Annotated in this window: 27 protein-coding genes and 1 tRNA gene; 20 read left to right on the top strand and 8 right to left on the bottom strand. The window is 62.7% G+C overall.

Translation table 11 applies throughout. The features are described from left to right. The first annotated feature begins 12 nt into the window (after nt 1-12). From ACR0NB_RS15650 to ACR0NB_RS15635, 4 genes are all read left to right on the top strand, one after another. Nucleotides 13-89: transfer RNA gene (locus ACR0NB_RS15650), tRNA-Met, on the top strand. A gap of 221 nt (nt 90-310) precedes the next feature. Continuing rightward, nucleotides 311-703 (top strand): MAPEG family protein, encoded by a 393-nt coding sequence (locus tag ACR0NB_RS15645; protein WP_480776160.1) that lies wholly within the window; start codon nt 311-313, stop codon nt 701-703. A gap of 28 nt (nt 704-731) precedes the next feature. Then, nucleotides 732-1,091: a YciI family protein gene (locus ACR0NB_RS15640; RefSeq protein ID WP_170359778.1), complete on the top strand. Its 360-nt coding sequence runs from the start codon at nt 732-734 to the stop codon at nt 1,089-1,091. A 3-nt stretch (nt 1,092-1,094) separates the two neighbouring features. Continuing rightward, nucleotides 1,095-2,324, top strand: coding sequence for an RNA polymerase sigma factor (locus ACR0NB_RS15635; RefSeq protein ID WP_480776159.1), 1,230 nt, complete (start codon nt 1,095-1,097; stop codon nt 2,322-2,324). A 48-nt stretch (nt 2,325-2,372) separates the two neighbouring features. Here the strand turns inward: ACR0NB_RS15635 and ACR0NB_RS15630 are convergent, their stop codons facing one another. After that, on the bottom strand, nt 2,373-2,660 hold the full coding sequence (locus ACR0NB_RS15630) for a hypothetical protein (protein ID WP_170440145.1): 288 nt from the start codon (nt 2,658-2,660) through the stop codon (nt 2,373-2,375). 82 nt (nt 2,661-2,742) lie between these two features. On the opposite strand from ACR0NB_RS15630, the gene mgtE reads away from it, so the two are divergent. From mgtE to ACR0NB_RS15610, 4 genes are read left to right on the top strand one after another with little or no spacing between them, the layout of a single operon-like run. Then, a complete protein-coding gene (gene mgtE / locus ACR0NB_RS15625) occupies nt 2,743-4,116 on the top strand; it encodes a magnesium transporter (RefSeq protein ID WP_170343209.1) in 1,374 nt (457 codons plus the stop codon). 2 nt (nt 4,117-4,118) lie between these two features. Then, complete coding sequence (locus ACR0NB_RS15620) at nt 4,119-4,604, top strand: ATP-dependent zinc protease family protein (protein WP_170342576.1); 486 nt, start codon at nt 4,119-4,121, stop codon at nt 4,602-4,604. Beyond that, nucleotides 4,601-5,506: a 30S ribosomal protein S6--L-glutamate ligase gene (rimK, locus tag ACR0NB_RS15615; protein WP_093963715.1), complete on the top strand. Its 906-nt coding sequence runs from the start codon at nt 4,601-4,603 to the stop codon at nt 5,504-5,506. Before ACR0NB_RS15620 ends, rimK begins: the two co-directional genes overlap by 4 nt. Before the next feature lie 4 nt (nt 5,507-5,510). Beyond that, nucleotides 5,511-6,554 (top strand): succinylglutamate desuccinylase/aspartoacylase family protein, encoded by a 1,044-nt coding sequence (locus ACR0NB_RS15610; protein ID WP_170343207.1) that lies wholly within the window; start codon nt 5,511-5,513, stop codon nt 6,552-6,554. Nucleotides 6,555-6,618: 64 nt separating this feature from the next. On the opposite strand, the gene ACR0NB_RS15605 is transcribed toward ACR0NB_RS15610, so the two are convergent. The 3 genes from ACR0NB_RS15605 to ACR0NB_RS15595 are packed head-to-tail and all read right to left on the bottom strand — an operon-like array spanning nt 6,619 to nt 9,646. Beyond that, the gene (locus tag ACR0NB_RS15605) at nt 6,619-7,764 is read right to left on the bottom strand and encodes an ABC transporter permease (protein WP_480776158.1); all 1,146 of its coding nucleotides are present in this window, start codon (nt 7,762-7,764) and stop codon (nt 6,619-6,621) included. Next, nucleotides 7,761-8,687: an ABC transporter ATP-binding protein gene (locus ACR0NB_RS15600; protein ID WP_093963712.1), complete on the bottom strand. Its 927-nt coding sequence runs from the start codon at nt 8,685-8,687 to the stop codon at nt 7,761-7,763. Before ACR0NB_RS15600 ends, ACR0NB_RS15605 begins: the two co-directional genes overlap by 4 nt. Beyond that, nucleotides 8,684-9,646 (bottom strand): HlyD family secretion protein, encoded by a 963-nt coding sequence (locus ACR0NB_RS15595; RefSeq protein ID WP_480776157.1) that lies wholly within the window; start codon nt 9,644-9,646, stop codon nt 8,684-8,686. Before ACR0NB_RS15595 ends, ACR0NB_RS15600 begins: the two co-directional genes overlap by 4 nt. A gap of 300 nt (nt 9,647-9,946) precedes the next feature. On the opposite strand from ACR0NB_RS15595, the gene iolG reads away from it, so the two are divergent. The 10 genes from iolG (at nt 9,947) to ACR0NB_RS15545 (ending at nt 20,218) form a co-directional block, all read left to right on the top strand. After that, the gene (iolG, locus tag ACR0NB_RS15590) at nt 9,947-10,960 is read left to right on the top strand and encodes an inositol 2-dehydrogenase (RefSeq protein WP_480776156.1); all 1,014 of its coding nucleotides are present in this window, start codon (nt 9,947-9,949) and stop codon (nt 10,958-10,960) included. Nucleotides 10,961-11,082: 122 nt separating this feature from the next. Continuing rightward, nucleotides 11,083-12,003, top strand: coding sequence for a sugar ABC transporter substrate-binding protein (locus tag ACR0NB_RS15585; RefSeq protein WP_170452022.1), 921 nt, complete (start codon nt 11,083-11,085; stop codon nt 12,001-12,003). Nucleotides 12,004-12,065: 62 nt separating this feature from the next. Then, a complete protein-coding gene (locus ACR0NB_RS15580) occupies nt 12,066-13,172 on the top strand; it encodes an ABC transporter permease (RefSeq protein ID WP_170343202.1) in 1,107 nt (368 codons plus the stop codon). A 1-nt stretch (nt 13,173) separates the two neighbouring features. Next, nucleotides 13,174-13,995: an ATP-binding cassette domain-containing protein gene (locus ACR0NB_RS15575; protein WP_093963708.1), complete on the top strand. Its 822-nt coding sequence runs from the start codon at nt 13,174-13,176 to the stop codon at nt 13,993-13,995. 158 nt (nt 13,996-14,153) lie between these two features. Then, the gene (gene iolD / locus ACR0NB_RS15570) at nt 14,154-15,986 is read left to right on the top strand and encodes a 3D-(3,5/4)-trihydroxycyclohexane-1,2-dione acylhydrolase (decyclizing) (RefSeq protein ID WP_480776155.1); all 1,833 of its coding nucleotides are present in this window, start codon (nt 14,154-14,156) and stop codon (nt 15,984-15,986) included. Next, nucleotides 15,983-16,882, top strand: a complete 900-nt coding sequence (gene iolE, locus ACR0NB_RS15565) for a myo-inosose-2 dehydratase (RefSeq protein ID WP_480776154.1) — start codon at nt 15,983-15,985, stop codon at nt 16,880-16,882. The genes iolD and iolE overlap by 4 nt, the downstream gene beginning before the upstream one ends. Before the next feature lie 42 nt (nt 16,883-16,924). Then, complete coding sequence (locus ACR0NB_RS15560; RefSeq protein WP_480776153.1) at nt 16,925-18,106, top strand: phytanoyl-CoA dioxygenase family protein; 1,182 nt, start codon at nt 16,925-16,927, stop codon at nt 18,104-18,106. A gap of 43 nt (nt 18,107-18,149) precedes the next feature. Continuing rightward, entirely contained in the window at nt 18,150-18,956 is an 807-nt protein-coding gene (gene iolB / locus ACR0NB_RS15555; RefSeq protein WP_480776152.1) for a 5-deoxy-glucuronate isomerase, read from the top strand. Next, nucleotides 18,953-19,711: an SDR family NAD(P)-dependent oxidoreductase gene (locus ACR0NB_RS15550; RefSeq protein ID WP_480776151.1), complete on the top strand. Its 759-nt coding sequence runs from the start codon at nt 18,953-18,955 to the stop codon at nt 19,709-19,711. Before iolB ends, ACR0NB_RS15550 begins: the two co-directional genes overlap by 4 nt. A gap of 90 nt (nt 19,712-19,801) precedes the next feature. Beyond that, a complete protein-coding gene (locus ACR0NB_RS15545; protein WP_480776150.1) occupies nt 19,802-20,218 on the top strand; it encodes a VOC family protein in 417 nt (138 codons plus the stop codon). A 42-nt stretch (nt 20,219-20,260) separates the two neighbouring features. Here the strand turns inward: ACR0NB_RS15545 and ACR0NB_RS15540 are convergent, their stop codons facing one another. From ACR0NB_RS15540 to ACR0NB_RS15530, 3 genes are read right to left on the bottom strand one after another with little or no spacing between them, the layout of a single operon-like run. Further along, nucleotides 20,261-21,100: a class II fructose-bisphosphate aldolase gene (locus ACR0NB_RS15540; protein WP_480776149.1), complete on the bottom strand. Its 840-nt coding sequence runs from the start codon at nt 21,098-21,100 to the stop codon at nt 20,261-20,263. Continuing rightward, the gene (locus tag ACR0NB_RS15535) at nt 21,097-21,933 is read right to left on the bottom strand and encodes a 5-deoxy-glucuronate isomerase (RefSeq protein ID WP_170456715.1); all 837 of its coding nucleotides are present in this window, start codon (nt 21,931-21,933) and stop codon (nt 21,097-21,099) included. Before ACR0NB_RS15535 ends, ACR0NB_RS15540 begins: the two co-directional genes overlap by 4 nt. Before the next feature lie 9 nt (nt 21,934-21,942). Next, the gene (locus tag ACR0NB_RS15530) at nt 21,943-22,947 is read right to left on the bottom strand and encodes a PfkB family carbohydrate kinase (protein WP_480776148.1); all 1,005 of its coding nucleotides are present in this window, start codon (nt 22,945-22,947) and stop codon (nt 21,943-21,945) included. A 96-nt stretch (nt 22,948-23,043) separates the two neighbouring features. Between ACR0NB_RS15530 and ACR0NB_RS15525 the strand changes: the two genes are divergently transcribed. Then, on the top strand, nt 23,044-24,147 hold the full coding sequence (locus tag ACR0NB_RS15525; RefSeq protein ID WP_480776147.1) for a Gfo/Idh/MocA family protein: 1,104 nt from the start codon (nt 23,044-23,046) through the stop codon (nt 24,145-24,147). Between the two features lie 43 nt (nt 24,148-24,190). Beyond that, nucleotides 24,191-25,324 carry a Gfo/Idh/MocA family protein gene (locus ACR0NB_RS15520; RefSeq protein ID WP_480776146.1) on the top strand — a complete coding sequence of 378 codons (1,134 nt, stop codon included), beginning with the start codon at nt 24,191-24,193 and terminating at the stop codon, nt 25,322-25,324. On the opposite strand, the gene ACR0NB_RS15515 is transcribed toward ACR0NB_RS15520, so the two are convergent. After that, nucleotides 25,325-26,323 (bottom strand): LacI family DNA-binding transcriptional regulator, encoded by a 999-nt coding sequence (locus ACR0NB_RS15515; RefSeq protein ID WP_170343223.1) that lies wholly within the window; start codon nt 26,321-26,323, stop codon nt 25,325-25,327. Nucleotides 26,324-26,363 lie beyond the last annotated feature (40 nt).

Here is a 26,363-nt window from a genome sequence, read left to right as displayed (position 1 = left end):
AACCCAAAGTGTCGCGGGATGGAGCAGCCCGGTAGCTCGTCAGGCTCATAACCTGAAGGTCGCAGGTTCAAATCCTGCTCCCGCAACCAAAACAGTCGAACAAAACACCGAACGAGCCGCCCAAGGGCGGCTTTGCTCGTTCTCAACCGCTCGTTCAGCACCAACCCAACAATCGCCGACATACAAAACGTAATACACGCGCAAAATGCGCAAAAATTGCAGCGCGCCACCAAAAAATCTCAGCACCTGTCGAAATCTGACAAAACCCGACGTCCTTGGGGCACGAACCTGAAAACAGGAAGGACGATAGATGGTTTTTTCAACGACACCGATTTATGCGCTGCTAGTGGCGATGATCTGGCTCGTCTTATGGTTTCGTGTCTCTGGGATGCGGTCGCAGACGGGCCAATCCATTGGCGATGGCGGCGACATGGCGCTGATGTTGCGCGTGCGCCAACACGGAAACTGCCAGGACTGGGCGACCTTCATCTTGATATTGATGATGCTGGGCGAAGGGGTTGGTACATCAACGCTTTTCCTCAACGCGGCGGGCATTTTGCTGGTGATCGGACGAGCTGTGTATCCCTTCGGGCTGAAGATTGACAATGCCGGCCACCCGCTCCGCTATGTCGGTAATGGCACCAATGTCCTGGCCGCGCTGATCATGATGATCTGCATCGCAGCCCGGATATTCGGTCTTTGACCCATAACTTTTGAAAAGGATTATTGCTATGAAATACATGCTGTTGATCTACACTGACCCCGCGCAGGAGCCGGCCTATGGCACCCGGGAGTTTGACGAGATGATGAGTGGCTTCTTTGCCGCCAATGAGCGGATGAAAGCCGATGGTGTTCTTTGCGATGGCGAGGGTCTGCAAGGGATCGAAACAGCAACCACCCTTCGGATCCGCTCCGGAAAAGCTGAAACCATGGACGGGCCCTATGCCGAAACGCGTGAGCATCTTGGCGGATACTATGTGGTTGACGTTGCCGACTTGGATGCGGCGTTGAAATACGCGGCGCTGATCCCGGCCGCCAACTACGGTACCATCGAGGTTCGGCCTTTGATGGACTACAATCCGGCAGGATAATCCATGAAGAATGCCGCCCCCAAAGCGATCGCAGTTGGGCATGTCATTGATGATGTGTTGCGGCGGGATCGGGGGCGGCTATTGGCCGGCCTGATCAACCGGTTGGGTGACTTCCAACTGGCCGAGGACGCACTGCAGGAGGCCGCAATCTCGGCCGTGAAACACTGGAGCCGCAGCGGAGTTCCGGACAACCCGACCGCATGGTTGATGCGGGTTGGTCTGAACAAGGGCATCGATCGCATTCGAGCGCAACATAGGGAAGGTCGGAAAACAGCAGCCCTGGCCGTAACCCTGCCCGACTCCGTGACGGACGACCTGCCTGAGCAGATACCGGATGACCGGTTGCGTCTGATCTTCACCTGCTGCCACCCCGCGCTGGACCAGAAGTCACGCATCGCGCTGACCTTGCGCACGGTCTGCAACCTGACCACACGGGAGATCGCCGCAGCATTTTTGGACAACGACCAGACGATGGGCCAGCGCCTGTCCCGAGCCAAGGCCAAGATTCGCGCCAAGGGGATTGGCTACTCCGTTCCCGATCCGGAAATCTGGCCGGAACGTTTGGATACGGTGCTGACGACCCTCTACCTGATCTTCACCACTGGATACGTGAACGAGGATACAGGGCCGCGGGATCTCTGCCACGAAGGTATCTACCTTGCGCGAGTTCTGCGAGACCTCCAACCGGAAGAGCCCGAGATCGAAGGTGCGCTGGCCCTGATGCTATTGACCGATGCCCGCCGCCCTGCGCGTATCGACGCTGATGGCGCTATGGTGCCCGTAGAGGATCAGGACCGAACACTTTGGCGGCAGGGTCAGATACGTCAGGCGCAGCGGCTCCTGCAAGCTGCGGTCGACCAGAGAAAACCGGGACCGTTTCAACTCAAGGCCGCCATTGCGGATTGCCACATGATGGCGCCGGCCCCGGATTGGTGGCAGATGTCGCTGCTGTATCAGTCCTTGTGGGCCTGCGAGCCAACCCCGGTGGTTGCCCTGAACTGGGCCGTCGTGATGGCCGAGGCAGGTCATGCCCAACTGGCCTTGGACAAGCTGGACAGCCTGCGGCCCGATCTTGACGATTTTCAGCCATGGCACGCGGCCCGCGCGCATATTCTTCAGAAGACGGGCCGCACCGCCGCGGCGGTCGCGGCCTATCGGCAGGCCATAGAAGCGGCACCGAACCTGGCGTCCAGAAAGTTTCTGCAACAAAGGCTGCGGCGGCTCGCGCACTGAGGATCTGACAAGATCGCGCGCCATTGCGACGATTGCCTGGAACGGGACTCAGCTGGTGCCTTCCGTGTGGGCCAGCATTTCCTTGCCGACTCGCCGATAGTTCACGAAGGAATTGGCGCTCATGACGACAAAGAAGCTGTCCAAATCAATCATGACATAGCCCATTTCCAGAAGTTCACGGGTCAGAGCCGTGATGTCCTCCTGGTACAGCCTTCTCCGGCCACACAGTTCACGCAGCAGCTTCTGCGGGATGCGATACCGGCCCGAGGCCTTTCCTCCGAACTCCCGGGCATACAGCCCGGCCAGGGTTTCCGCGGCATTCGTGAAGTCAGACATTCTATATCTCGTGTAATTTTGCCTATAGACAAAAATTTATCACTTATATAAAGGAACGACAACTCAATTGAATGGCCAAGGCATGGACGGAAACGTAGACATTCCCTCAACCGACGAAGAGCTTTCGCTTCGGATCAAGGAAGCTGTCGAGCAGTCCAACGCGTCCGAGCTTGAGGCGCTTCTGGATCCGCTGACCAGCAGCGAAGCCCTGCGCGAAGTTCTTCAGCTGACACCGGCTGAGCGCGATACCGTTCTGGAGATCGTGCCCGTTGGACTTGCGGCGGAACTGGTCGAAGAAGCGCCAAACGAGATGGCGGTCGAGCTTGTGGAACGCCTCAAGCCAGAGCGTGCTGCCGAGATCATCGAACAGCTGGATTCGGACATTCAGGCCGACGTTATCGGCGAGTTGGATACGCCGGATGCCGAGGCCATCCTGTCCGAAATGGACGCCGAAGAGGCTGCGGATGTCCGCCTGCTCAGCACGTTCGAGGATGACACCGCCGGCGGTCTGATGATGACCGAGGTGTTCAAGTTCCGCGACACGCAGACCGTTGGCAATGTCCTGCGCGAACTTGCTTCGGACGACGAGGATTTTGAAAGGTATCGCGGGCAGCACCCCTATATCGTCGATTCCGAGGGGCGCGCCGTGGGCGTGGTATCGCTGCGCAGCCTGCTGACCGCCAAGCGCAGCGAAAAGCTGACAAGCATCATGGTTCCACCACTGACCGTGACCGTGGATACCCCGTTGGAACAGCTGGAAGACGTGTTCAACGATCATCCTTTCCTGGGGGTGCCGGTGGTTTATGCCGACGGAGTCCTGGCGGGTGTCGTGTCCCGCACGGCGGTGGCAGAAGCCACTCTGGAACGCTCGGAAAGTGAAAGCCTCAAACGTCAGGGTGTGGTTGGCGACGAGTTGCGCTCGATGCCTTTGTCGGTTCGGTCCCGTCGCCGGCTGGCCTGGCTTGCGGCCAACATCGTGCTCAACATCATCGCGGCCAGCGTGATCTCGGCCTACGAAGAAACACTGGCCGCAGTGATTGCGCTGGCCATCTTCCTGCCGATGGTATCGGACATGAGCGGCTGTTCCGGCAACCAGGCCGTTGGCGTCACCATGCGCGAATTGAGCCTTGGATTGGTACGGCCGCAAGATGCCATGCGGGTCTGGATCAAGGAGATTTCGGTCGGGGTCATCAATGGGATCGCGCTGGGTATTCTGATCGGGCTGGTCGCGTGGTTCTGGAAAGGCAATCCAGCTCTGGGTCTGGTGATTGGTACTGCGCTGGCACTCAACACGATGCTGGCGGTATCCATCGGCGGTGTTGTTCCTTTGCTGCTGAAGCGGATCGGACAGGACCCGGCCGCCGCAAGTGGCCCGCTGTTGACCACGATTACGGACATGGCCGGCTTCTTCTTCGTGCTCAGCCTTGCAACCCTTCTGATGCCTTGGCTGGTGTGATTATGGCAAACGTTTCCGACAAGGGTCAGCCGCAGATGCCGAAGGTCATTGGTTGGATGGAATACATCGACCTTCCCGACCTGCCATTGAACGACATCAAGGCCAAGATCGACACAGGCGCCCGCACGTCAGCGCTGCATGCGACCGACATTCGGCGGTTTCAACGGGACGGACATCATTGGGTATCCTTCCTGACGGAGGTGCCGGGCGGAGAAGGCATGATCCGTATCGAGGCTCCGATCAAGGAACGGCGCAACATCAAGAACACCAGCGGAATTCCTGAAAACAGGATCGTCATCCGAACCACCATCCGGTTGGGCGACGAAACCTGGCCGCTGGATCTGTCTCTGACCGATCGCACGAACATGACCTTTCAGATGATCGTGGGACGGGCGGCGCTGAAGAACCACGCGATCGCCGTTCACACCAAGCGCGCGCATCTGTTGCGCGGCAAACCAAAACACCAGGACAAAGGGGATTTGTCATGAAGATTGCCATGCTGGCGCGCAATGCCAACCTGTACACGCACCGCCGCCTCAAGGAAGCGGCCGAGGAGCGTGGGCATCAGCTCGACATCATCGACACCCTGCGGTGCTACATGAACATCGCAACCCGTCGCCCCGAGATCTATTACAACGGCGAAAAGCTGACGGGGTATGACGCGGTGATTCCGCGGATCGGTGCCTCCGTCACCTTCTACGGAACCGCAGTGCTGCGTCAGTTCGAAATGATGGGTGTCTACCCGTTGAACGAAAGCGTCGCCATCGGCCGGTCGCGCGACAAGCTGCGGTCGATGCAGTTGCTGGCCCGCGACGGTGTCGGCCTGCCCGTCACAACCTTTGCTCACGACCCCAAACAGACCGACGAGGTGCTGAGACTGGCCGGTGGCGCGCCTATCGTCATCAAGTTGCTGGAAGGGACGCAAGGCATCGGTGTGGTTCTGGCCGATACGGACCGGTCCGCCAAATCGGTTGTCGAGGCGTTCCGCGGTGCGGGTGTGAACATCCTGCTGCAGGAGTTCATCAAGGAAGCCGGCGGAACCGACATTCGGGCCATCGTGGTGGGCGGAAAGGTTGTCGCTGCGATGAAACGCACCGGCGCCGAGGGCGATTTCCGCTCGAACCTGCATCGCGGCGGTTCGGCCAAGGTGGTCAAGCTGACACCGGAAGAGCGTGCAACGGCCGTTCGCGCGGCCAAGTCGATGGGCCTGAATGCCTGCGGCGTCGACATGCTGCGCGCCAACCACGGCGCTGTGGTGATGGAGGTCAATTCCTCGCCGGGCCTGGAGGGTGTGGAAAAAGCCACGGGTCTGGATATTGCCGGAAAGATGATCGAGTTCCTGGAGAAGAACGCAAAAGCCGGGGCCACCAAGACCAAGGGCAAAGGGTAACGGCATGGCAAAGCGGCAGCCATTCACGATCGGCCAGGCCACTGTGGCGCCGGGATCGCGGCTTACCGTGGATCTGCCGGTCAGCGTTCTGTCGGACCATACCCCGGTGACCATGTCAGCGCATGTGGTGCACGGCCGACAGGACGGGCCCACCGTTTTTGTCAGCGGTGGGGTGCATGGTGATGAGGTGATCGGCGTCGAGATCATACGCCGTCTGTTGCGTGCGCCCAACCTGGCGACCTTGAAAGGCACGCTGATCGCGGTGCCGATCGTGAATGCGTTCGGCTTCATCAACCATTCGCGCTATCTGCCCGACCGCCGCGACCTGAACCGGGTGTTTCCCGGCAGCGAGAACGGGTCGCTGGCCTCGCGGCTGGCGCATCTGTTCATGACAGAAATCGTCGCCCGTTCGGATCTGGGGATCGATCTGCATTCGGCGGCGATCCATCGTACGAACTATCCGCAGATCCGGATCTCGCCCGACAACCCTCGGACCAAGGAACTGGCCAGCGTTTTCGGAGCACCGATCGTCATCCAGTCGCCCCTGCGCGACGGATCATTGCGCGGCGCGGCCAAGGCGCAGGGGAAAGACATCCTGTTGTACGAAGCGGGCGAGGGTCTTCGCCTGGATGAACTGTCGATCCGCGCGGGCCTTGCGGGCATTCTGCGGGTGCTGAGGCACATGGGGATGGTTCCCGCCAAGCGGATCTCCAAGCCCAAAGCGGCACCGCAGTTCTGTTCGTCCAGCAAGTGGTTGCGCGCCCCGATGGGCGGAATCCTTCGGATCTACAAAGCGGACGGTGAACTGGTTCGCAAAGGTGATCTGCTGGGTGCCGTATCGGACCCGTTCGGCGAAGCCAGCGAGGACATCATCGCTCCGTTCGACGGCTTGATCGTCGGGCGTGCGGTCATGCCTGTGGTGAATGAGGGCGATGCCGTGTTTCACCTGGGGCGGGTCGGGTCCGTGGAAAAGGCCGAAGACTCGATGGAAGATATCAACGCGCAGCTGGAAGATGATCCCATGTTCGACGAGGACGAGATCATCTGAACGGTCCGACACGGATAAGAGACTGGCAATCCAGACACTTGGGGCGGCCTTGGCCGCCCTTCTTTCATCCCAGGCGTTTCTTGAACCTGAGCGTCGCAGCCAGCATCCCAAGGACGGCAAACCCGATCATCCACAGGATGTCGCCGCGCAGAGCGTAAAGCGTTGCATCCCGCAGAACCACGCCGCGGATCATGTCCATGAAATGGGTGGCCGGCAGCACTTGGGCGATCACCTGAACCGGTTTGGGCATCCCGTCGAACGGGAACATGAACCCCGACATCAGGATCGAGGGTAGCAGAACGAAAATCGTCATCTGCATGGACTGCAGCTGGTTCTGGGCCAACGTCGAGATCACAAGGCCAAGCGACAGGCTGGCGATGATGAACAGAAGCGTTACCACCAGCAGCGGGGTCATCCCTCCGTTTATGGGGACATCGAACAGGAAATGTCCCAGCCCAAGGATGATCCCGACCTGCAGCAAGCCCAAGAAGATATAGGGAATGATCTTGCCGATCATCAGTTCGATGGATTTGACCGGGGTGTTGATCAGCATCTCCATGTTCCCCCGCTCGCGCTCTCGGACAATGGCGGCCGAGGTGAACAGGATCATGGTCATGGTCAGGATGACACCCACAAGGCCGGGCACGATGTTCACCGCCGATCGTTGCTCGGGATTGAAATACAGCGTGACCTCGAAGGTCGGGACCTGACGGTTTGGCGGCTGTCGCAGCAATTCGGTCAGTGGCATGCTGCGCAGGGATTTGATGGCGCTGGCCACCATGGTGTCCGACCCATCCACGATCCAATGAGCCAAGGGGCGGCTGGATGTCTGGTTGGTGGCGTTGGGCAGGCCCAATCCGATGGACGGGCTTCGGGCAAGCCGGTCATCGACGTCGGGCGGAATGATGAACGCGGCGCGCACGGTGGACTCGGTGATCGCCTGTTCGGCTTCTTCCGGGGTCGAGAAGACCTCGGTGATGGTCACGACCTGCGTAGCCTGAACGATCTGAGCCAAGGTCCGGGACAGCGACGAATCGGCCTGATCCACGATCCCGACCGGTATATGGCGGATGTTGGTGTTAATTGCGTATCCGAACAACAGCAGCTGGATCAGCGGGATCATGATGACCATGGCAAAGGTCATCCGGTCGCGCCGCAGTTGCAGCAGCTCTTTCTTGAGAACGGCGGTGATGCGGCGGAGCGATTTCATTGGGCGGGCCCCTTCGTCGCGCTGACGAACACGTCTTCCAGATTGGGGCGCTGCACCGACATCGTCACGTTGGAAAAGTCCGAAAGGCGCGACGTGATCATCGCCATCGGTTCGGTTTCCGACTTGTCCACCAGAACGCGCAATCGGGCACCCACCTGCGCCGTCGACAGCACCTTGGGCGTGTCGTCCAGAAGGTGTTTGACCTGCCGCAGACCCTCGCCTTCGACCTCGATCACGGTGGCGTTCAGGTCTTCCATCAGTTGCCGGGGCGATCCATCCGCCTTTTTCACCCCATGCTCGAGAATGGCCAGCTTGTGACACCGTTCCGCCTCGTCCATGAAATGCGTGGACACGATCATCGTCGCGCCCTGATCGACCAAGTCGAACAGCTGTTCCCAGAAAGACCGGCGGGTTTCGGGGTCGACGGCCGATGTCGGCTCGTCCAGAAACAACAGCTTGGGGCCATGCAGCACCGTGGCCGCCAGCGCCAGTTTCTGCCGCTGCCCGCCGCTCATGCTGCCGCTCAGTTGATTGGCGTTTTCGGTCAGGTCGTAGGTTGTCAGCAACTCGTCGATACGGTCGGCGGATTTGCGGCGCGGCATTCCATAGATCTCGGCGGCAAAGCGCAGGTTCTCAAGCACCGTCATGTCGCGGTAATACGAAAAGATCTGCGTCATGTATCCGATTTCATTCTTCAGCGGCTCGGCGTATTGCGGCATCGGTCGGCCCAGCACCGAGACGGATCCGCTGCTGGGTGTCAGCAGTCCGGTCAGCATTCGCATCGTCGTTGTCTTGCCGCAGCCGTTCGGGCCCAGAAACCCATAGATCTGACCCTGGCGTATCTCCAGGTCCAGGTTGCTGACGGCTGTCTTCTCTTTGAACCGGCGCGTCAGACCCTGGGTCGAGACCACCAGATCGCTCATGGCATCTTCACCTGAACGGGAACGCCCGCGGGCAGATCTCGGGCGGTCTCCGGCAGGTCGATTTCTGCCAGATAGACCAACCGCGTCCGATCATCCTTGTTCAACCCGTAGTAGGGGGTGAAGGACGGGTCGTCGCTGACCCATCGCACGGTGCCCGTCAGAGGTTGGTCCAGCCCATCGATCCGAACCTCGAGAGAGTCTCCGGGCGCGATGTCCACCCGGCTGGGTTCGGGGACATAGACGCGGGCGTAAGGGGCCGCGCCGGACACCAGCACCGCGACCGGACTGCCCTGGGCGACCCGTTCCCCCAGGTTCCAGGGCAGGGAATCCAGGATGCCGTCCCGTGTCGCAACAACCGTCAGGTCATCCAGAACGGTCTGCTCGGCGGCAACCGCCGCTTCGGCCGCTCGCACATTGGCCCGGGCCACCGACAGATCTTCGGGGCGGGTTCCGTTTTCCAGTTCTTTCAGGGACTCCCGAGCGCTTTCCAGTGCCGCCCGAGCGGAATCGCGTGCGGCAATATCCTGATCCAGGCGCGCCTGGCTGACGACCGAGTTGACGACCAGCTGGGAATTCCTCTGATACACGGCTTCTGCGTCCAGCAGGCGCGCCTCGGCCCCGGCGACGTTGGCGCGCGCGATCGCAATCTCCTCTTCGCGCGGGCCGACTTCCAGTTTCAGCAGCGTGGCCTGCGATTTTTCCAGTTCCGCCTGCGCGAGGTTCAGCTTCGCGGTCTGCAGATCCGTGTCGAACCTGACCAGCACGTCGCCGACCTTGACCGGAGACCCTTCTGCAACAGGCAGTTCCACGATGATCTCATTGGCCGTTGCCGTCAGTGCGACCCGGTCCCGAGCCAGAACTCCCAGCGCGGTGCCGGTGTTCTGGCCCGAACATCGGTCCAGCAACGCAGCAGGGAGAATGGCCATGACCAGCAACGGAATCGGCAGGGACACATTCATCAAATCATCGTCTCCTTGGTCGGGGCGGTTTGGTATCGGTGTCAATTTCTGCCCCGACTCAAAGGTTTAACAGACGATTGAAAAATCACAAAAGCAGAACCAAACGGGCCAATACCAAGCCATCCAAGGACGCCCGGGCCGCAAATTCAAGAGATTGACCCCGCCCACGACCGGCTGAGTTCTGTCGTGACCGCGGTGCAATGACGGGCAAGAGCGCGGGCACATTCAGGGCGCAAATAATCCTTGCAACCGGTTGCAAAAAAGAACATGCTCCCGCCAGAAATATACCCAGAGGTCACAATGCTCAGAATCGGATTGCTTGGAGCAGGGCGCATCGGAACCGTCCACGCGCAAGCCATTTCGGACCACCCGGACAGCACGCTTGTTGCGGTTTCGGACGCAATGGAAGACGCCGCCGCACGTCTGGCGCAAGCGCATGGAGCTGTAGCGCGCACGTCGGAAGACATCATCGCCGACCCGGATATCGACGCGGTACTGATCGCCACGCCGACGGATACGCATTCGGACCTCATTGAGGCGGCGACCGACGCGGGCAAGGCCGTTCTGTGCGAAAAGCCGGTCGATCTGGACCTGAACCGCGCCCTCGCCTGCCAGCAAGCCGTGGCAGGTACTGGTCAACCGGTCATGATCGGGTTCAATCGGCGTTTCGATCCGGGCTTTGGCGCATTGAAATCCGCCGTTCAGTCCGGCGAGATCGGAAGCCCCGAATTGCTGTCGATCACTTCTTTTGATCCGGCGCCGCCCCCGATTTCCTATGTCAAAGTATCGGGCGGATTATTTCGGGACATGACGATACATGATTTCGACCTCGCCAATTTCATCATGGGTGACTTACCGGTCACTGTTTCGGCCGTTGGCACATCGACCGTGGACCCCGCCATCGCCGAGGCGGGGGATGTGGACACAGCCGTCGTCACCATGACCTACAAGGACGGTCGGATCGCCGTCATCAAGAATTCTCGCCGGGCCGTATACGGCTATGATCAACGGGTCGAGGTCTTGGGGTCCGGCGGGCTGCTGCAGGCGCGCAACGTGCTCGAGAACAACCTGGTGAAATCCACGTCCGACGGCGTGATCAGTGCCAAGCCGACCTACTTCTTCCTCGAACGCTACATGCCTGCCTATCGGGCGGAATGGGATGCGTTCGTGACTGCGGTCAAGACCGGATCCGCCGTGCCGGTGACGCTGGAAGACGGCGTCGCAGCGCTGGCCCTGGCCGAAGCTGCGACCCGATCGGTCAGGACGGGTATTCCGGTAAAGCTGGAGGAAATTTTGAAACCGGTTGCAAAATGACGTGAAGTATTGAAACTGAAACGGCCCCGATGCGTATCGGTGCGACAGAGATTCGGCCTTGCCGGATGAATGGGTCCAGGACCCGGACAAGACAAAAATCTGTCCTAGTGGGAGGAAACGTAATGAACAAATTTTTCAAAGGTGCTTTGGCTGCCGGCGCGCTGGCGCTGGTCACTCCGGCCTTTGCGCAGGACATCGTCGTGGTATCGCACGGCCAGGCGAATGACGCGTTCTGGAACGTGGTCAAGAACGGGGTCGAGCAGGCCGGCACGGATATGGGCGTGAACGTCGAATACCGCGCGCCCGAAACCTTCGACATGGTCGCCATGTCGCAGCTGATCGATGCCGCCGTGAACCAGGAACCCGACGGGTTGATCGTCTCGATCCCGGACGCCGACGCGCTTGGCCCCTCGATCGAACGCGCGGTCGCCGCGGGCATCCCGGTGATCTCGATGAACTCGGGCTCGGACGTGTCCAAGAAACTGGGCGCGGCGCTGCATGTCGGCCAGGATGAGTTCGACGCCGGCAAGGCCGCCGGTGAGAAGCTCGCCGAAATGGGCGGCAAGAACGCGATCTGTGTGAACCACGAGGTCGGAAACGTCGCGCTGGACCTGCGCTGCGCGGGCTTTGCCGAAGGCTTTGGCGGCAACGTGACTGTTCTGCCCACGTCGAACGACCCGTCCGAGATCGAGTCGAAAGTGTCGGCGGCTCTGGCTTCGGATGAAAGCGTCGATACCGTGATGGCGCTGGGAGCAAGCTCGGCCGGTGAGCCCACAGTGGCCGCCGTCAAAGGGTCGGGGCGCGATGTGAACGTGGCTTCGTTCGACCTGTCGGCCAACTTCCTGCAGTCGATCGTCGATGGTGACGCGGCCTTTGCCGTGGACCAGCAGCAGTATCTGCAGGGTTACCTGCCGGTCGTGTTTATGGCGCTGAACGCCAAGTACGGCCTGATGCCGGGCGGCAACGTGCCCTCGGGTCCGAACCTGATCACCGCCGACAAGGCCGGTCAGGTGGTCGAGCTGTCCGCTCAGGGCATCCGCTGATACCGGCGGGCTGAAAATCGGGGCGGCGTCAGGGCGCCGCCCCTGCCAAACGGGAGGAAACCATGACCGAGTCTGCACAAGCGGCGATGGACGAACGGATCAAGAAGGAACCGTTCCTGACCAAGCTGATGAAGCGGCCCGAACTGGGGGCCATCGCAGGGGCGATCCTTGTCTTCATCTTCTTCGCCATCACGGCCGATGAATCGATGTTCACGCTTGCCGGCATCATGAACTTCATGACCCCGGCCGCCCAACTGGGTATTCTGGCCATCGGCGCGGCGCTGCTGATGATCGGGGGCGAGTTTGACCTGTCGATCGGCTCCATGGTGGCCTTTGCCGGCCTGTTCTTCGGGGTCTGCGTGGTGACCTGGCAGCTGCCCTTGGTCGCTGCGATCCCGATGACTTTTGTTTTTGCGGCCTTTGTCGGGGCAATCAACGGCACCATCGTCATCCGCTCGGGCCTGCCATCCTTCATCGTGACGCTGGCGTTTCTGTTCATTCTGCGCGGCCTGTCCCTGGTGGGGCTCAAGGCCGCCACCGGCGGGTCGACCCAGCTGCGCGGCGTGCGCGACCAGGTCGAAAATGACTGGCTCGCGCCGTTCTTTTCCGGCGAAGCCTTTGCCAGCCTGTTCACCTGGCTGGCCGAAAAGGGCCTGATCGACACGTTCAAAAGCGGCGCGCCCAAAGTGCCGGGTGTCCCGGTTGAAATCCTGTGGTTCGTGGCCTTCGCCATTGCCGCCACCTATGTTCTGCTGCGCACCCCGGCCGGCAACTGGATCTTCGCCTCGGGCGGCGACCGGGTTGCGGCGTCGAACTCGGGCGTACCGGTGAACCGGGTCAAGATTTCACTGTTCATGCTGACTGCCTGTTGTGCCGCACTGGTGGCGATCATCACCGTGATCGACGCAGGCTCGACCGATGCGCGGCGCGGCTTCCAGAAGGAATTCGAGGCGATCATCGCCGCGGTGATCGGTGGCTGTCTGCTGACCGGCGGGTATGGATCGGCCATCGGAGCATTCTTCGGGGCGATCATCTTTGGCATGGTGGTCATCGGCCTGACCTATACCGATTTCGATCAGGACTGGTTCCAGGTGTTCCTGGGGGCGATGCTGCTGATCGCTGTTCTGTTCAACAACGCGATCCGCAAACGCGTAACCGGGGAGCGCTGACATGACCGAAGACACCAAGTTCCATCACGGCGACGCGGTCAAGGACGTGGCCCCGGTCGTCGAAATGAAAGAGATCGAAAAGCATTTCGGCAACATCATTGCGCTGGCGGGCGTCAGTTTCGACGTCAAGCCGGGTGAATGCCACTGCCTGCTGGGTGACAACGGGGCGGGCAAATCGACCTTCATCAAGACGATGTCCGGGGTGCACAAACCCACCAAGGGCGAGATCTATTTCGAAGGCCAGCCGATGTCCTTCGACACGCCCCGCGACGCGATGGAGGCGGGCATCGCCACCGTGTTCCAGGACCTGGCGATGATCCCGCTGATGAGCGTCACGCGCAATTTCTTTATGGGGCGCGAGCCGACCAAGGGGAAAGGCCTGTTGAAACGGTTCGACATCGAGCACGCCAACGAGGTCTGCATGGAAGAGATGCGCAAGATGGGCATCAACCTGCGCGGCCCCGATCAGGCGGTGGGCACCCTGTCGGGGGGCGAACGTCAGACCGTGGCGATTGCCCGTGCGGTCTATTTCGGCGCCAAGATCCTGATTCTGGACGAACCGACCTCGGCGTTGGGCGTGCGGCAGACATCGAACGTGCTGGCCACCATCGACAAGGTGCGCCACCAGGGCATCGGCGTGGTCTTCATCAGCCACAATGTCCGGCACGCGTTGGCCGTGGGCGACCGGTTCACGGTTCTGAACCGCGGCAAGACGCTGGGCACCGCCCGGCGCGGCGAGATCTCGCCCGAAGAGCTGCAGGACATGATGGCCGGCGGGCAGGAGATGGCCGAGCTGGAAGGGTCGCTGGGCGGTACCGTCTGAAGGTTTCTCCCCGGTGTCCCGTATCGTGCGGGGCACCAATATCACCAGGGTCCGGCAGGCCGGGCCACCCGGTCTGGGTGGTGGGCGTGTCGGATCCTTTCACGACAGAATGATTGCAACGGATTGCCCATAGCGGCCTCGTTCTGAAAGGGATCATGATGAGCAAGACAATCCGACTGACCGCGGCGCAGGCCTTAGTGCGCTACCTTGGCGCGCAGATGAACGAGAACGGCGAGCCCTTCATCGCCGGTGTCTGGGCGATTTTCGGCCATGGCAACGTGGCCGGTCTGGGCGAGGCGCTGCACGGTGTGCGCGACAGCCTGCCCACCTATCGCGGTCACAATGAACAGACCATGGCCCATTGCGCGATCGCCTATGCCAAGCAGATGCGGCGCAGCCGGGCCATGGCGGTGACCTCGTCGATCGGGCCGGGGGCGACCAACATGGTGACGGCCGCCGCGCTGGCGCATGTGAACCGCCTGCCGGTGCTGCTGTTGCCCGGCGATGTGTTCGCCACCCGCGGCCCCGACCCGGTGCTGCAACAGACCGAGGACTTTACGGATGGCACCGTCAGCGCCAATGACTGTTTCCGCCCGGTCAGCCGCTATTTCGACCGGATCACCCGGCCCGAACATCTGCTGACCGCTCTGCCGCGCGCCTTCCGCACCATGACCGACCCGGCCGATTGCGGGCCGGTGACCCTGGGCTTTTGCCAGGACGTGCAGGCCGAGGCCTATGACTATCCGCTCAGCTTCTTCGAGCCGTGCATCTGGCACCAACGTCGCATCCGCCCCGACGCAGGCGAGCTGGCCCGCGCGGCCGAGGCCATCCGGTCGGCCAAACGCCCGATCATCGTGGCCGGAGGCGGTGTCCATTATTCCGGCGCGACCGACGCGCTGCAGGCCTTTGCCGAGACCCACAACATTCCTGTTGCCGAGACGCAAGCCGGCAAATCGGCCCTGGCCTGGGATCACCCGCTGAACCTGGGCCCGGTCGGCGTGACCGGGGGCGAACCCGCCAACACCGTGTGCGCCGAGGCAGATCTGATCCTGGGCATCGGCACGCGGTTTCAGGATTTCACCACCGGGTCTTGGGGGCTGTTTTCCAACCCCGAGCGCAAGATGGTCTGCCTGAACACCGCCGCCTATGACGCCACGAAACACGGCGCGATGCCGCTGCTGGCCGATGCGCGGGTCGGGATCGAGGAACTGGACGCAGCCCTGCAGGGCTATCGCACCGACCCGGTTTCCGACACGCTCAAGGCCGAGTGGTTTGCCAAGGTCGATGCGCTGACCCATGCGCCGGGTGACGCCAACGCGCTGCCCACCGACATGCAGGTGGTGGGTGCGGTACAGCGCGCGGCACATGACGACACGGTGGTGATGTGCGCCGCCGGCACCATGCCGGGCGAGCTGCACAAGCTGTGGAAGGCGCCGCGTCCGGGGGCCTATCACATGGAATACGGCTTCAGCTGCATGGGCTACGAGATCGCCGGCGCCATGGGCATCAAGATGGCCCAGCCCGATCGCGACGTGATCTGTTTCACCGGGGACGGAACCTACATGATGGCCAACTCGGAAATGGCGACGGCGGCGATGATGGGCGTGTCCTTCACCGTGGTGATCACCGACAACCGGGGCTTTGGCTGCATCAACCGGCTGCAGATGGGCACCGGCGGGGCCGAGTTCAACAACTTGCTGGACCATGCGGTGCACGAGACGCCCTCGGCCATCGACTTTGCGGCCCATGCGGCGGCGATGGGGGCGACCTCGGTCAAGGTCGGCTCGATCGCCGAGCTGGAAGAGGCGCTGGCAAAGCGTGCTGAAGTCAAAGGCCCCTATGTGATCGTCATCGACACCGACCCGTACCCCTCGACCGAATATGGCGGCACGTGGTGGGAAGTGGCGGTGCCCGAGGTCAGCACCCGCCCTGCAGTGAATGAAAAACGTGCGGCCTACGAGGCTGCCATCAAGGAAAGAAACACCAAATGAGCGTGAAGATCGGCATCTCTCCGATTGCGTGGCAAAATGACGACCTGCCCGACCTGACGGCGGCGTTCACGATGGAACAGGCCCTGAAAGAGGCGCGTCAGATCGGCTATACCGGGGTTGAGCGCGGGCAGCGCATGCCCGCCGATACCGCAGGCCTGCGCGCCTATCTGGAAGGCAACGACATCGCCCTGTGCGGCGGCTGGTGTTCGGGCAATTCGCTGATCAACGATTTCGCCGCCGAACGCGACGCGGTGCGCGCGCAGGTCGAACAGTTCGTGGCGTTGAACAGCCCCTGCATCGTCTATGCCGAATGCTCGAACACGGTTCAGGGCCAGATTGGCACCCCGGTCAATGACCGCCCGCAGCTGTCGAAAGACGAGATCAAGGCCTACGGCGCCAAGATCACCGAACTGGCCAAGTGGATGGCCGATCAGGGGATGCCGATGGCCTATCACCACCACATGGGCACGATCATAGAAAGCGAAGATGACGTGAACTGGTTGATGGAGGGGTCGGGGCCGGAGGTTAAGCTGTGCTTTGACACCGGGCATCTGCTGTTCGGCGGCGGTGATGTACTGGCTACGCTGAACCGCTGGGGTGATCGGGTGCATCACGTGCATTTCAAGGACATCCGCCCCGGCATCGTGCGCGACACCCGCGGCAACCGGCGCAGTTTCCTGGATGCAGTGATCGCAGGGGCCTTCACGGTGCCCGGCGATGGCTGCATCGACTTTCAGGAGGTCTCCCATGCGTTGAAAGCCATGGATTACGAAGGCTGGATCGTGGTCGAGGCCGAGCAGGACCCGGCCAAGGCCCCGCCCTATGAATACTCGAAGATGGGCTATGACCACATCGTCGAGGTCTGCGGTCAGGCCGGATTGACGATCACGGCCTGATCTTTCGCCCCCCGGGGCGCCGCCATGGGAAAGGAGCGTTTCATGGTCCGTCAGCAACCTGGTTTCGCCGGCTATTTCGGCCCCGAGTCCTGTGATCTGGACGAATTCAAGGTGCTGACCTCGCAGAGCCTGCGGCCCGAGCAGGTGCGCCACGCGGCCGCTGTGGAGAAGAACGTGCCGGTCTATGACATGCACGCGCTGCGGCCCGCCTTGGAAACCCCCAACACCCGGCGCGCCCTGCTGGCTGAATGGGGCTGGGTTCTGGGCCGATCTGCCGGGGTGATCGCGTTGAAAGGCGCCTATGCGGATACCGCGGTCATCGACCGGGCGACCGAGGTGTTTCGCCGGATCATCGAAGATGAGCGTCAGGCCGGGGGCGGCGAGGGCGATCACTTTGCGGCCTCGGGCGCGAATGACAGGGTGTGGAACGCGCTGCAAAAGCAATGCCTGCGCGACCCCGAGGGCTTTGCGCTCTATTTCGGCAACACGGCGATTGCCGCCGCCAGCGAGGCCTGGCTGGGCCCCGATTACCAGATGACCGCGCAGATCAACCAGGTGCGGCCGGGCGGCAAGGCGCAGCAGGCGCATCGCGACTATCACCTGGGGTTCCAGACCGCCGACAAGGCGGCCCAGTTCCCGGTGCATGCCCATATGGTCACCGCCGCGCTGACCCTGCAGGGCGCGGTTGCCCATTGCGACATGCCCATTGAAAGCGGCCCGACCAAGCTGTTGCCCTTCTCGCAGCTGTATGGCCCCGGCTATGTCGCCTTTCACGACGACGCGCATCGGGCGCATTTTGAACGGGCCTGCATCCAGCTGCCGCTGGCCAAGGGCGATGCGGTGTTTTTCAACCCGGCGCTGTTCCATGCCGCCGGCGAGAACAGCAGCGCCGACACCCACCGGATGGCCAACCTGCTGCAGGTCTCGTCAGCCTTCGGGCGGGCGATGGAGGCTGTGGACCGCAAGGCGATGTGTCTGGCCGTATTCCCCGCGCTGGTGGCATTGAAACAGCGCGGCGATCTGGATGATGCCCGCATCGGCGCCGCGATCGCGGCCACGGCCGAAGGCTATCCTTTTCCGACCAATCTGGATACCGATCCGCCGGTGGGCGGAAACGCTCCGCCCAGCCAGGCCGACATCCTGCGCCGTGCGGTGTCGGAAAGCTGGACGCAGCCGCAGTTGGAACAGGCGCTGGACGCGCTGCAGGCGCGGCAGGCGGCATGACGGAACCCGGGCGGCCGGTGCTGCCCCAACACAGGTGAAACCGATGGCAGAACTGCTGAGAAAACCGTTCGGAACCCATGGCAAGGTGCATGACATCACGCCCTCCAGCGCCGGCTGGCGCTATGTGGGCTTTGGCCTTTATCACCTGCGGGCCGGGGATCGCGCCGCCGAGATCACCGGCGACCGCGAGGTCATTCTGGTGATGGTCGAGGGCAAGGCCCGGATCACCGGCGCCGGGCAGGATTGGGGCGTGCTGGGCGACCGGATGAACGTGTTCGAAAAATCCCCGCCCCATTGCCTGTACCTGCCCAACGGCACCGAGTGGGAGGCCGTGGCCGAAACCGATTGCGTGATCGCCGTGTGCTCGGCCCCGGGCAAGGGCGGCCATGCCCCGCGCCGGATCGGGCCCGAGGGCATCACCCTGACCGAGCGCGGCAAGGGAACGAACACGCGCCACATCAACAACATCGCGATGGAGGCCGAAGATTATGCCGACAGCCTTCTGGTGACCGAAGTCTTCACCCCCAGCGGCCATTGGTCATCCTACCCCAGCCACCGGCATGACGAGGATGACTATCCCCGCATCACCTATCTGGAGGAGACCTATTACCACCGCCTGAACCCGGCCAGCGGGTTCGGCATCCAGCGCGTCTATACCGATGACGGTCAGTTGGACGAAACCATGGCCGTGTCCGATGGCGATGTGGTACTGGTGCCGCGCGGGCACCACCCTTGCGGGGCGCCCTACGGGTTCGAGATGTATTATCTGAACGTCATGGCCGGGCCGCTGCGCAAATGGCGTTTCGTTCCGGCGCCCGAAGTGGAATGGATCATGGAGCGCGACAAATGACCAAGGGTTTTGCCATCTATCCCAGCCTGAAAGGGCGCACCGTTTTCGTGACCGGCGGGGCCTCGGGCATCGGGCGCGAGATCGTGCGTGGCTTTGCCGAGCAGGGGGCCAAGGTTGGCTTTGTCGACATCAACGCCGAGGGCGGAAACGCGCTGCTGGCCGAACTGGACGGAACCCACGCCTTTGCCGCCTGCGACCTGCGCGACATCGCGGCGCTGCGGTCCGTTTTTGACGAGCTGGCGGGCGCGCTGGGCGCGGCGGACGTTCTGGTCAACAACGCCGCGCATGACGACCGGCACGACTGGCGCGAGGTGACGCCGGACTATTGGGACGAGCGCATGGCGACCAACCTCCGCCACATGTTCTTTGCCATCCAGTCCGTAGCGCCGGGCATGATCGACAAGGGCGCGGGGTCGATCATCAATATCGGCTCGAATTCCTGGTGGGAGGCCGGCGCGGGCTTTCCCGCCTATGCCACCGCGAAATCCGCAGTGCACGGCCTGACCCGCACCATGGCGCGGGAACTGGGCGATCACCGGATCCGGGTCAACACGGTCGTGCCCGGCTGGATCATGACCCAGCGCCAGAAAGACCTGTGGGTCACGCCCGAGGCGCTGGCCAAGCAGATCGACCGCCAATGCCTGCCCGACCCGATCGACCCGGTCTATGTGGCGCGGATGGTGCTGTTTCTGGCCTCGGACGACGCGGCCATGTGCAGTGCCGGGAACTTCATGGTCGAGGGCGGCTCGATCTGACGCCCAAGGGATCGTTCCCGTCCGGAATGGACCTACGTCTATACGCTGAGGCCGGTTGACGGATCGATACCCGGCAAGGAAGGATGCGGCATGATTTCCTATGTCACGGTGGGCGCGGACGACATCGCGCGCGCAAAACGGTTTTACTGCGCCTTTCTGCCGGATCTCGGCTATGCGCTGGAGGAGGGGCCCGAAGGGCTGAGTTTCGCCCAGCCGGTGCCGCCGGGCCAGCAACCGGTTCTGCCGGAATTTTATGTCAAACCGCCTTTCGATGGGGCTGCGGCCTCGGCCGGGAATGGTGCGATGGTCGCCTTCGAGGCGCGAAGTCAGCAGCAGGTGCGTGACCTGCACGCCGCCGCGCTGCGGGCCGGCGGGTCGGATGAAGGTCAGCCGGGCTTTCGCGCCATGTACGGACCTCGCTTCTATGTCGGCTATCTGAGGGACCCACAGGGCAACAAGATCGCCCTGTTTTCCAGCAATCCAAACGAACCGGGGCGCGACGACTAGGACCCGCCAGCGCATTTTGCAGAACGGCACAGGTCGGGACGGTTAGAGCTGCGGCGGCGCACCAAAGGCGCGGATCACGGTGCGGGCAGCGGCCTCAACCGGGTCATGGGTTTCCTTCAGGATCGTCACCCGGTCGAACCGGTCGGGGTCGCGGTTCACGGCCTCGCGCAGGGCGGCGCCGAAGGCCATGCGCAACTCGGTCCCGATGTTGAACTTGCAGATCGCGGTTTCACGCGCCAGCCGCGCGCGCTGTTCGACGGGCACGCCCGATCCGCCATGGATCACCAACGGTACGCTGGTCACGGCCTGAATTCGGCGGATGCGGTCCTCGTCCAGCCCGCCTTCCTTGTTCTGCTGAAGGTGGACGTTTCCGACCGAGATCGCCATCGCATCCACGCCGGTCTGGGCGGCGAAGGTGGCGGCCTCGTCCGGGTCGGTCCCGGCCGATCCTTCGCCCCCGGAGTAGCCGACGAAGCCGATCTCGCCCTCGCACGAGATCCCGGCGGCATGGGCCATTTCGGCGATCGCGGCGGTCTCGTCGATATTTTGCTGCAGGGGCTTGCGCGACCCGTCAAACATCAGCGAGGTGAACCCGCTGTCCAGCGCGATCTTGCACTCCTCGAACGTATAGCCGTGGTCCAGATGCGCCACGACGGGCACCGAGGCGTTTTCGGCCAGATACCGGAACATCTTGCCCAGAACCGGCAGCGGCGTGTGCTCGCGGCAGCTGGGTCCGGCCTGCAGGATCACCGGGGCGTTCTCGGCTTCGGCGGCGGCGACATAGGCGCGCATGTCCTCCCAGCCCAACGTCACGAGGCCGCCGACGGCATAGCCCTGTTCATAGGCGGGTTGCAGGACGTCTTTGAGCGTAACGAGGGTCATTTGAACTTGGCGATCATGTCTTTGATGCCCGGGATCGTCTCGATCTGATAGGCGTGGGTGGGTTGGAAATACTGCACCAGCGATCGTTGGGTCAGCCCGCCGAGGATGGTGAAATAATACATCTCGTATCCCGGCAGAACGCAGCAGGGGTGATAGCCCTTGTCGATACAGATCGTGGAGCCATCGACGATGTGATAGGCGTCACCCGGTTCGTTGTCCTCGCGCTGCAGCATCTGCAGGCCCGAGCCCCAGTTCGGTTTGAAACGGAAATTGTAGGTCTCGTCATGCCGGGTCTCGTCCGGCAGGCGGTTGGTGTCGTGCTTGTGGCTGGGAAAGCCCGACCAGCCGCCCTGACCCACGGTGAACAGCTCGCTCACCAGCAGGCGGCCGACCTTGTCATGCTGCTTCTGGCCCAGGATATGCTTGATCTTGCGATGGGTCTTGGTGTCGTCGCTGCCATATTGCACCAAGTCATGCTCGCGCACGTCGAACGGGTCCAGCACCTTGTCATACTTTGCGCCGGCCACGAACACCTCGGCCGTATCCGAGACGCAGACCATCTGCGCCCGTGCCCCTGACGGGACATAAGCCCCCTCGGGCTCGCCATCCCAGACATCCTCGCCCCGGTTGCCCAGATGGGCAAAGTGCACGCCCTCGACATCCACATCGACGCTGCCGGTGGCGGGCACGATGCAGGTCTCGTACCCTGGGACCTGGTATTCGAAGGCTTCGCCGCGCTTCAACTTGACGATGTTGAAATAGTTCAGCGGCACGGTCGGATCATCGACATCGACGATGGGTTTGTTCTGGTTGTCGAACGGGGGGATGTGCATCGGGCTCTCCTATCCGGCCGGGGTGGGGCCGGGGTGGGACGCAAGGAAAGCGTCCAGGTCTTCGGTGGTTGGCATGGCGGGCGCGCAGCCTGGTTTGGACACGACGATCGAGGCGCAGGCCGAGCCGCGCAACACCGCCTGTTCCAGCGAATGGCCCGCCGCGATCGAGGCCAGCAGCCCGGCCATGAAGCTGTCGCCCGCGCCGTTGGGTTTGACGGCGGTGACCGGGTAGATGCCGGTGTGGATCTCTTGCCCGTCGGTCAGGGTCACGGCGCCCTTTTCGCCCATCTTGTAGATGACGATGCGGCCGGGTTTCTCGGCCAGATCGCAGGCTTTCCGGAAGCCTTTCTCGATCCCACCGGCCATGAAGCCGAATTCTTCGTCATTGCCGACGATCATGTCGCTGGCCTCGCCCGCGCGCGACAGCACGTCGGCGGCGACCTGCGCCGAAGGCCAGCTGTAGGGCCGGTAGTCGATGTCGAAGATCACCGGCAGCCCGGCTTTGCGCGCGTTTTCGAAGGCGCGGAAGGTGGCGCTGCGCGACGGTTCGGCGGCAAACACGGTTCCGGCCGAGATCGCCGCGCTGAAACGGCCATAGTCGACCCGGTCCATGTCATCTTCGGTGACCTGAAAATCGACGGCGCCGTTTCGGTAGATGACGTTCTGAAAGTCCTCGATGCAGCTTTCATAGACCGCCAAGGACATGCGGTATTCACCGCCGACGACGCGGATGAAAGAGGTGTCGACACCATAGTGATGCAACTTGTTGAGGCAGAACCGCCCAACCGCGTCATCCGAGATGGAGGTGATCAGCGACGCCTGGCTGCCCAGCTTGACCAGACCCGCGCAGATATTCGCGGACGAACCGCCCAAGTCCGCGCGGAACATGTCGGCATGTTCGCTTTTGACACCGACCGGATCGGCGAACATGTCCATGCCAGCGCGCCCGAAAACGGCAAACCGGTTTCCTTTGATGCCGTCGATCAAGTGACTCAAACTGTACCTCCCAGGCATTTTGATCCCGCCGATCCGATGGACCTTGCATTGGATCGATTCTCACGATACTGATTTTGCAACCGGTTGCAATCAGTATGTTCGGAGCCGCCCAAAATGCCAGAAATCGGAATCGGAATCGTCGGAGGCGGCTATATGGGCAAGGCTCATTCGGTGGCCATGTCCGCCGTGGGCGCCGTGTTCGACACCGCGCTCAGACCGCGGCTCGAGATGATCTGCGCCTCAAGCCCCGAAAGCGCCGAACGCTACCGCGCCGCCTACGGCTTCCGACGCGCCACGGCCGACTGGCAGGCCTTGGTCAAAGATCCGGCGGTCGAGGCCGTCGTGATCGCCTCGCCCCAGTCCACGCACCGGCAGATCGCCGAGACGGCGCTGGCACTGGGCAAGCCGGTGCTGTGCGAAAAACCGCTGGGCGCGTCGCTCGAGGACAGCCGTGCCATGGTGGCGGCGGCCGAGGCCTCGGGCACCGTCAACATGGTCGGGTTCAACTATATCCGCACCCCGGCCAGCCAGTTTGCCCGCCAGCTGATCACCGACGGCGCGATTGGCGACATCACATGGTTCCGTGGTGAACATACCGAGGATTTCTATGCCGACCCCGAGGCCCCGGCGACCTGGCGCACGACCGGCATGGCCAACGGCACCATCGGCGATCTGGCACCGCACATGGTCAATGGCGCGCTGGCTCTGGTGGGGCCGATCGCGCAGGTCATGGCCGATGTGGAAACCGTTCACCACACCCGCCCGGGCGGTGCAGTGACCAATGACGACCACGCCCAGATGATGTGTCGGTTTGAAAACGGCGTCATGGGGAACCTCTATTTCAGCCGTATCGCGACCGGCCGCAAGATGGGTTATGCCTACGAGATTTCGGGCACCAAGGGCGCGATCCGGTTTGACCAGGAGGATCAGAACGCCCTGTGGCTCTATCGCCGCGAAGGCCCCGAGGCCCAGCGCGGTTTCACCAAGATCCTGACCGGTCCGGAGCATCCCGATTATGAGCCCTTTTGCCGGGGTCCCGGCCACGGCACCGGATATCAGGATCAGATCATCATCGAAGCCAAGGATTTTCTGACCGCCATTCATTCCGGCCGGAGCAACTGGCCCACCTTCCGGGACGGGCACGAGGTCAACCGGGTGCTGGCGGCGGCGCTGGCCTCGGCCGACAGTCGCGGCTGGCAGGACGTCGGCGCGTTCTAGGCCCGGCACGTTTTCCAACATCGTTCGCAGAGAGACCAAGACCATGGCAAAGTTGAAATGGGGCATGATCGGGGGCGGAGAAGGCAGCCAGATCGGACCCGCCCACCGTCTGGGCGCACAGGCCGACGGCCTGTTCGAATTCGCCGCCGGCGCGCTGGACCACCGGCCCGAGGCGGGGCGCGCCTATGCGCAGCGGCTGGGTGTGCCCGCCGACCGCGCCTATGGCGACTGGCAGGAAATGCTGGCCGGCGAAAAGGACCGGCCCAACCGGATCGACCTTGTAACCATCGCCACCCCGAACGCCACCCATTTCGAGATCGCCAAGGCCTATCTTGAGGCCGGGTTCAACGTGCTGTGCGAAAAGCCGATGACCATGACCGTGGAAGAGGGCGAAGAGATCGTGCGCGTGGCCCGGGAGTCGGGTAAGATCTGTGCGGTCAACTACTGCTATTCGGCCTATCCGATGGTGCGGCAGGCCCGCGCCATGGTCCGCGCCGGCGAGATCGGCAAGGTGCGCCTGGTCGTCACCAATTTCAGCCACGGCCATCATGGGGACGCCACCGACGCGGACAATCCGCGCGTGCGCTGGCGTTATGATCCGGCCATGGCGGGCGTGTCGGGGCAATTCGCCGATTGCGGCATCCACGCGCTGCACATGGCCAGCTTCATCTGCGATGACGAGGTCGCGACGCTGTCGGCCGACATGGCCTCGACCATTCCCAGCCGCCAGTTGGAAGACGACGCGATGGTCAATTTCCGCATGGAGGGCGGCACCGTGGGCCGGTTGTGGACCTCGTCCGTGGCGATCGGGCGGCAGCACGGGTTCGACATCCAGGTGTTCGGCGAGACCGGCGGGCTGCGCTGGGCGTCCGAACACCCCAACCAGCTGATCTACACCCCGGTCGGTGGACGAACCCAGATCATCGAAAAGGGCGAGGGCGGCCTGCATGAAGACGCGATGCGCCTGTCGCGGGTGGCGATTGCCCATCCCGAGGGCTTTCCGCTGGCCGTAGCCAATATCTATTGCGATCTGGCCGACGCGATCCGGGGCGAGGCCCGTGATGGTCTGCCCGATGCCGCCGATGGCGTCCGTTCGATTGCCGCGGTGCACGCAGCGGTGGCCTCGGCCCGGGCCGAGGGCGCCTGGCAGGACGCGCGCCCGCCGATGTTCCGTTGATCAGGGGCGGGGCCGCAACGTGCCCCGCTCGATCACCCGGCAGGGGAAGATCCGCGCCTCGGGGTAGCGATCGGGCGTTTTCAGCATCTCTTCGACCAGATCGACCGACGCGGTGATGATCTGCTTGATCGGCTGATGGATGGTCGTCAGGTTGATGTATTCCCAGCGCGACATCTCCATGTCGTTCAGGCCGATGATCCCGATGTCAGAACCCGGTTTCAGCCCGTGGTCGGCCAGCGCCGACAGCGCACCGATCGACAGGATGTCGTCGCCGCAGAAATAGGCCTGCGCCGGGTCACCCGCCAGCAGGCGCAGCATCTCGGCCCGGCCGGCCTCGAAGGAGTAGGCCCCGGCGAAAGAGTGGCTGACGGGAACCTGTGGGTGGTTTGCCATTTCCTCGGTAAAGCCCCGTTGCCGGTCCCGTGCCGAGGTCGCATCGATCGGCCCGCCCAGATAGCCCACGCTGGCATAGCCTCGCGAGACCAACTCGCGCGCGGCCATGCGTCCGCATTCCACATTGTCGATGCCCACCACATGCACCTCGGGCGAGGTCGCCGAGCGCCCGAAGGTGTGCACCACCGGCACGCCGGCATCGTGGAACGCCTTGGCAAAGCTGGGCGGCAAGGTCGACGAGGCGACGATCACCGCATCCACCGAATATTGCCGCAGCATGCGCACGGAATTGGCGGGCTCGGTCTCGTCGGTCAGGTTCACGATCAGGGGGCGCAGCCCGCGTTCCTGCAGGGCGCGGGTGAACTGGTCGAAAACCTCAAGAAAGATGGGGTTGTGGAAGTTGTTCGAGATCAGCCCGATCAGCTTGGTCCGCCCCGTCGTCAGCGACGAGGCGAGCGCGTTGGGGCTGTAGCCCAGTTCCTTGGCGGCCTTTTCCACCTTGGCGCGGGTCTTGGCCGAGACCGAGGCGCCCGGCGTGAAGGTGCGCGACACCGCCGACCGCGACACCCCGGCCAAGGCCGCAACTTCCTTCAGCGTAACGCCCACTTGCCTGGTCTCCTTCGTGAGGTCGATCGGGTCTGTTGAA

The sequence above is a fragment of the Ruegeria sp. CG3 genome (genome assembly GCF_056537205.1).
This window is presented reverse-complemented; position numbering and strand designations above follow the sequence as displayed.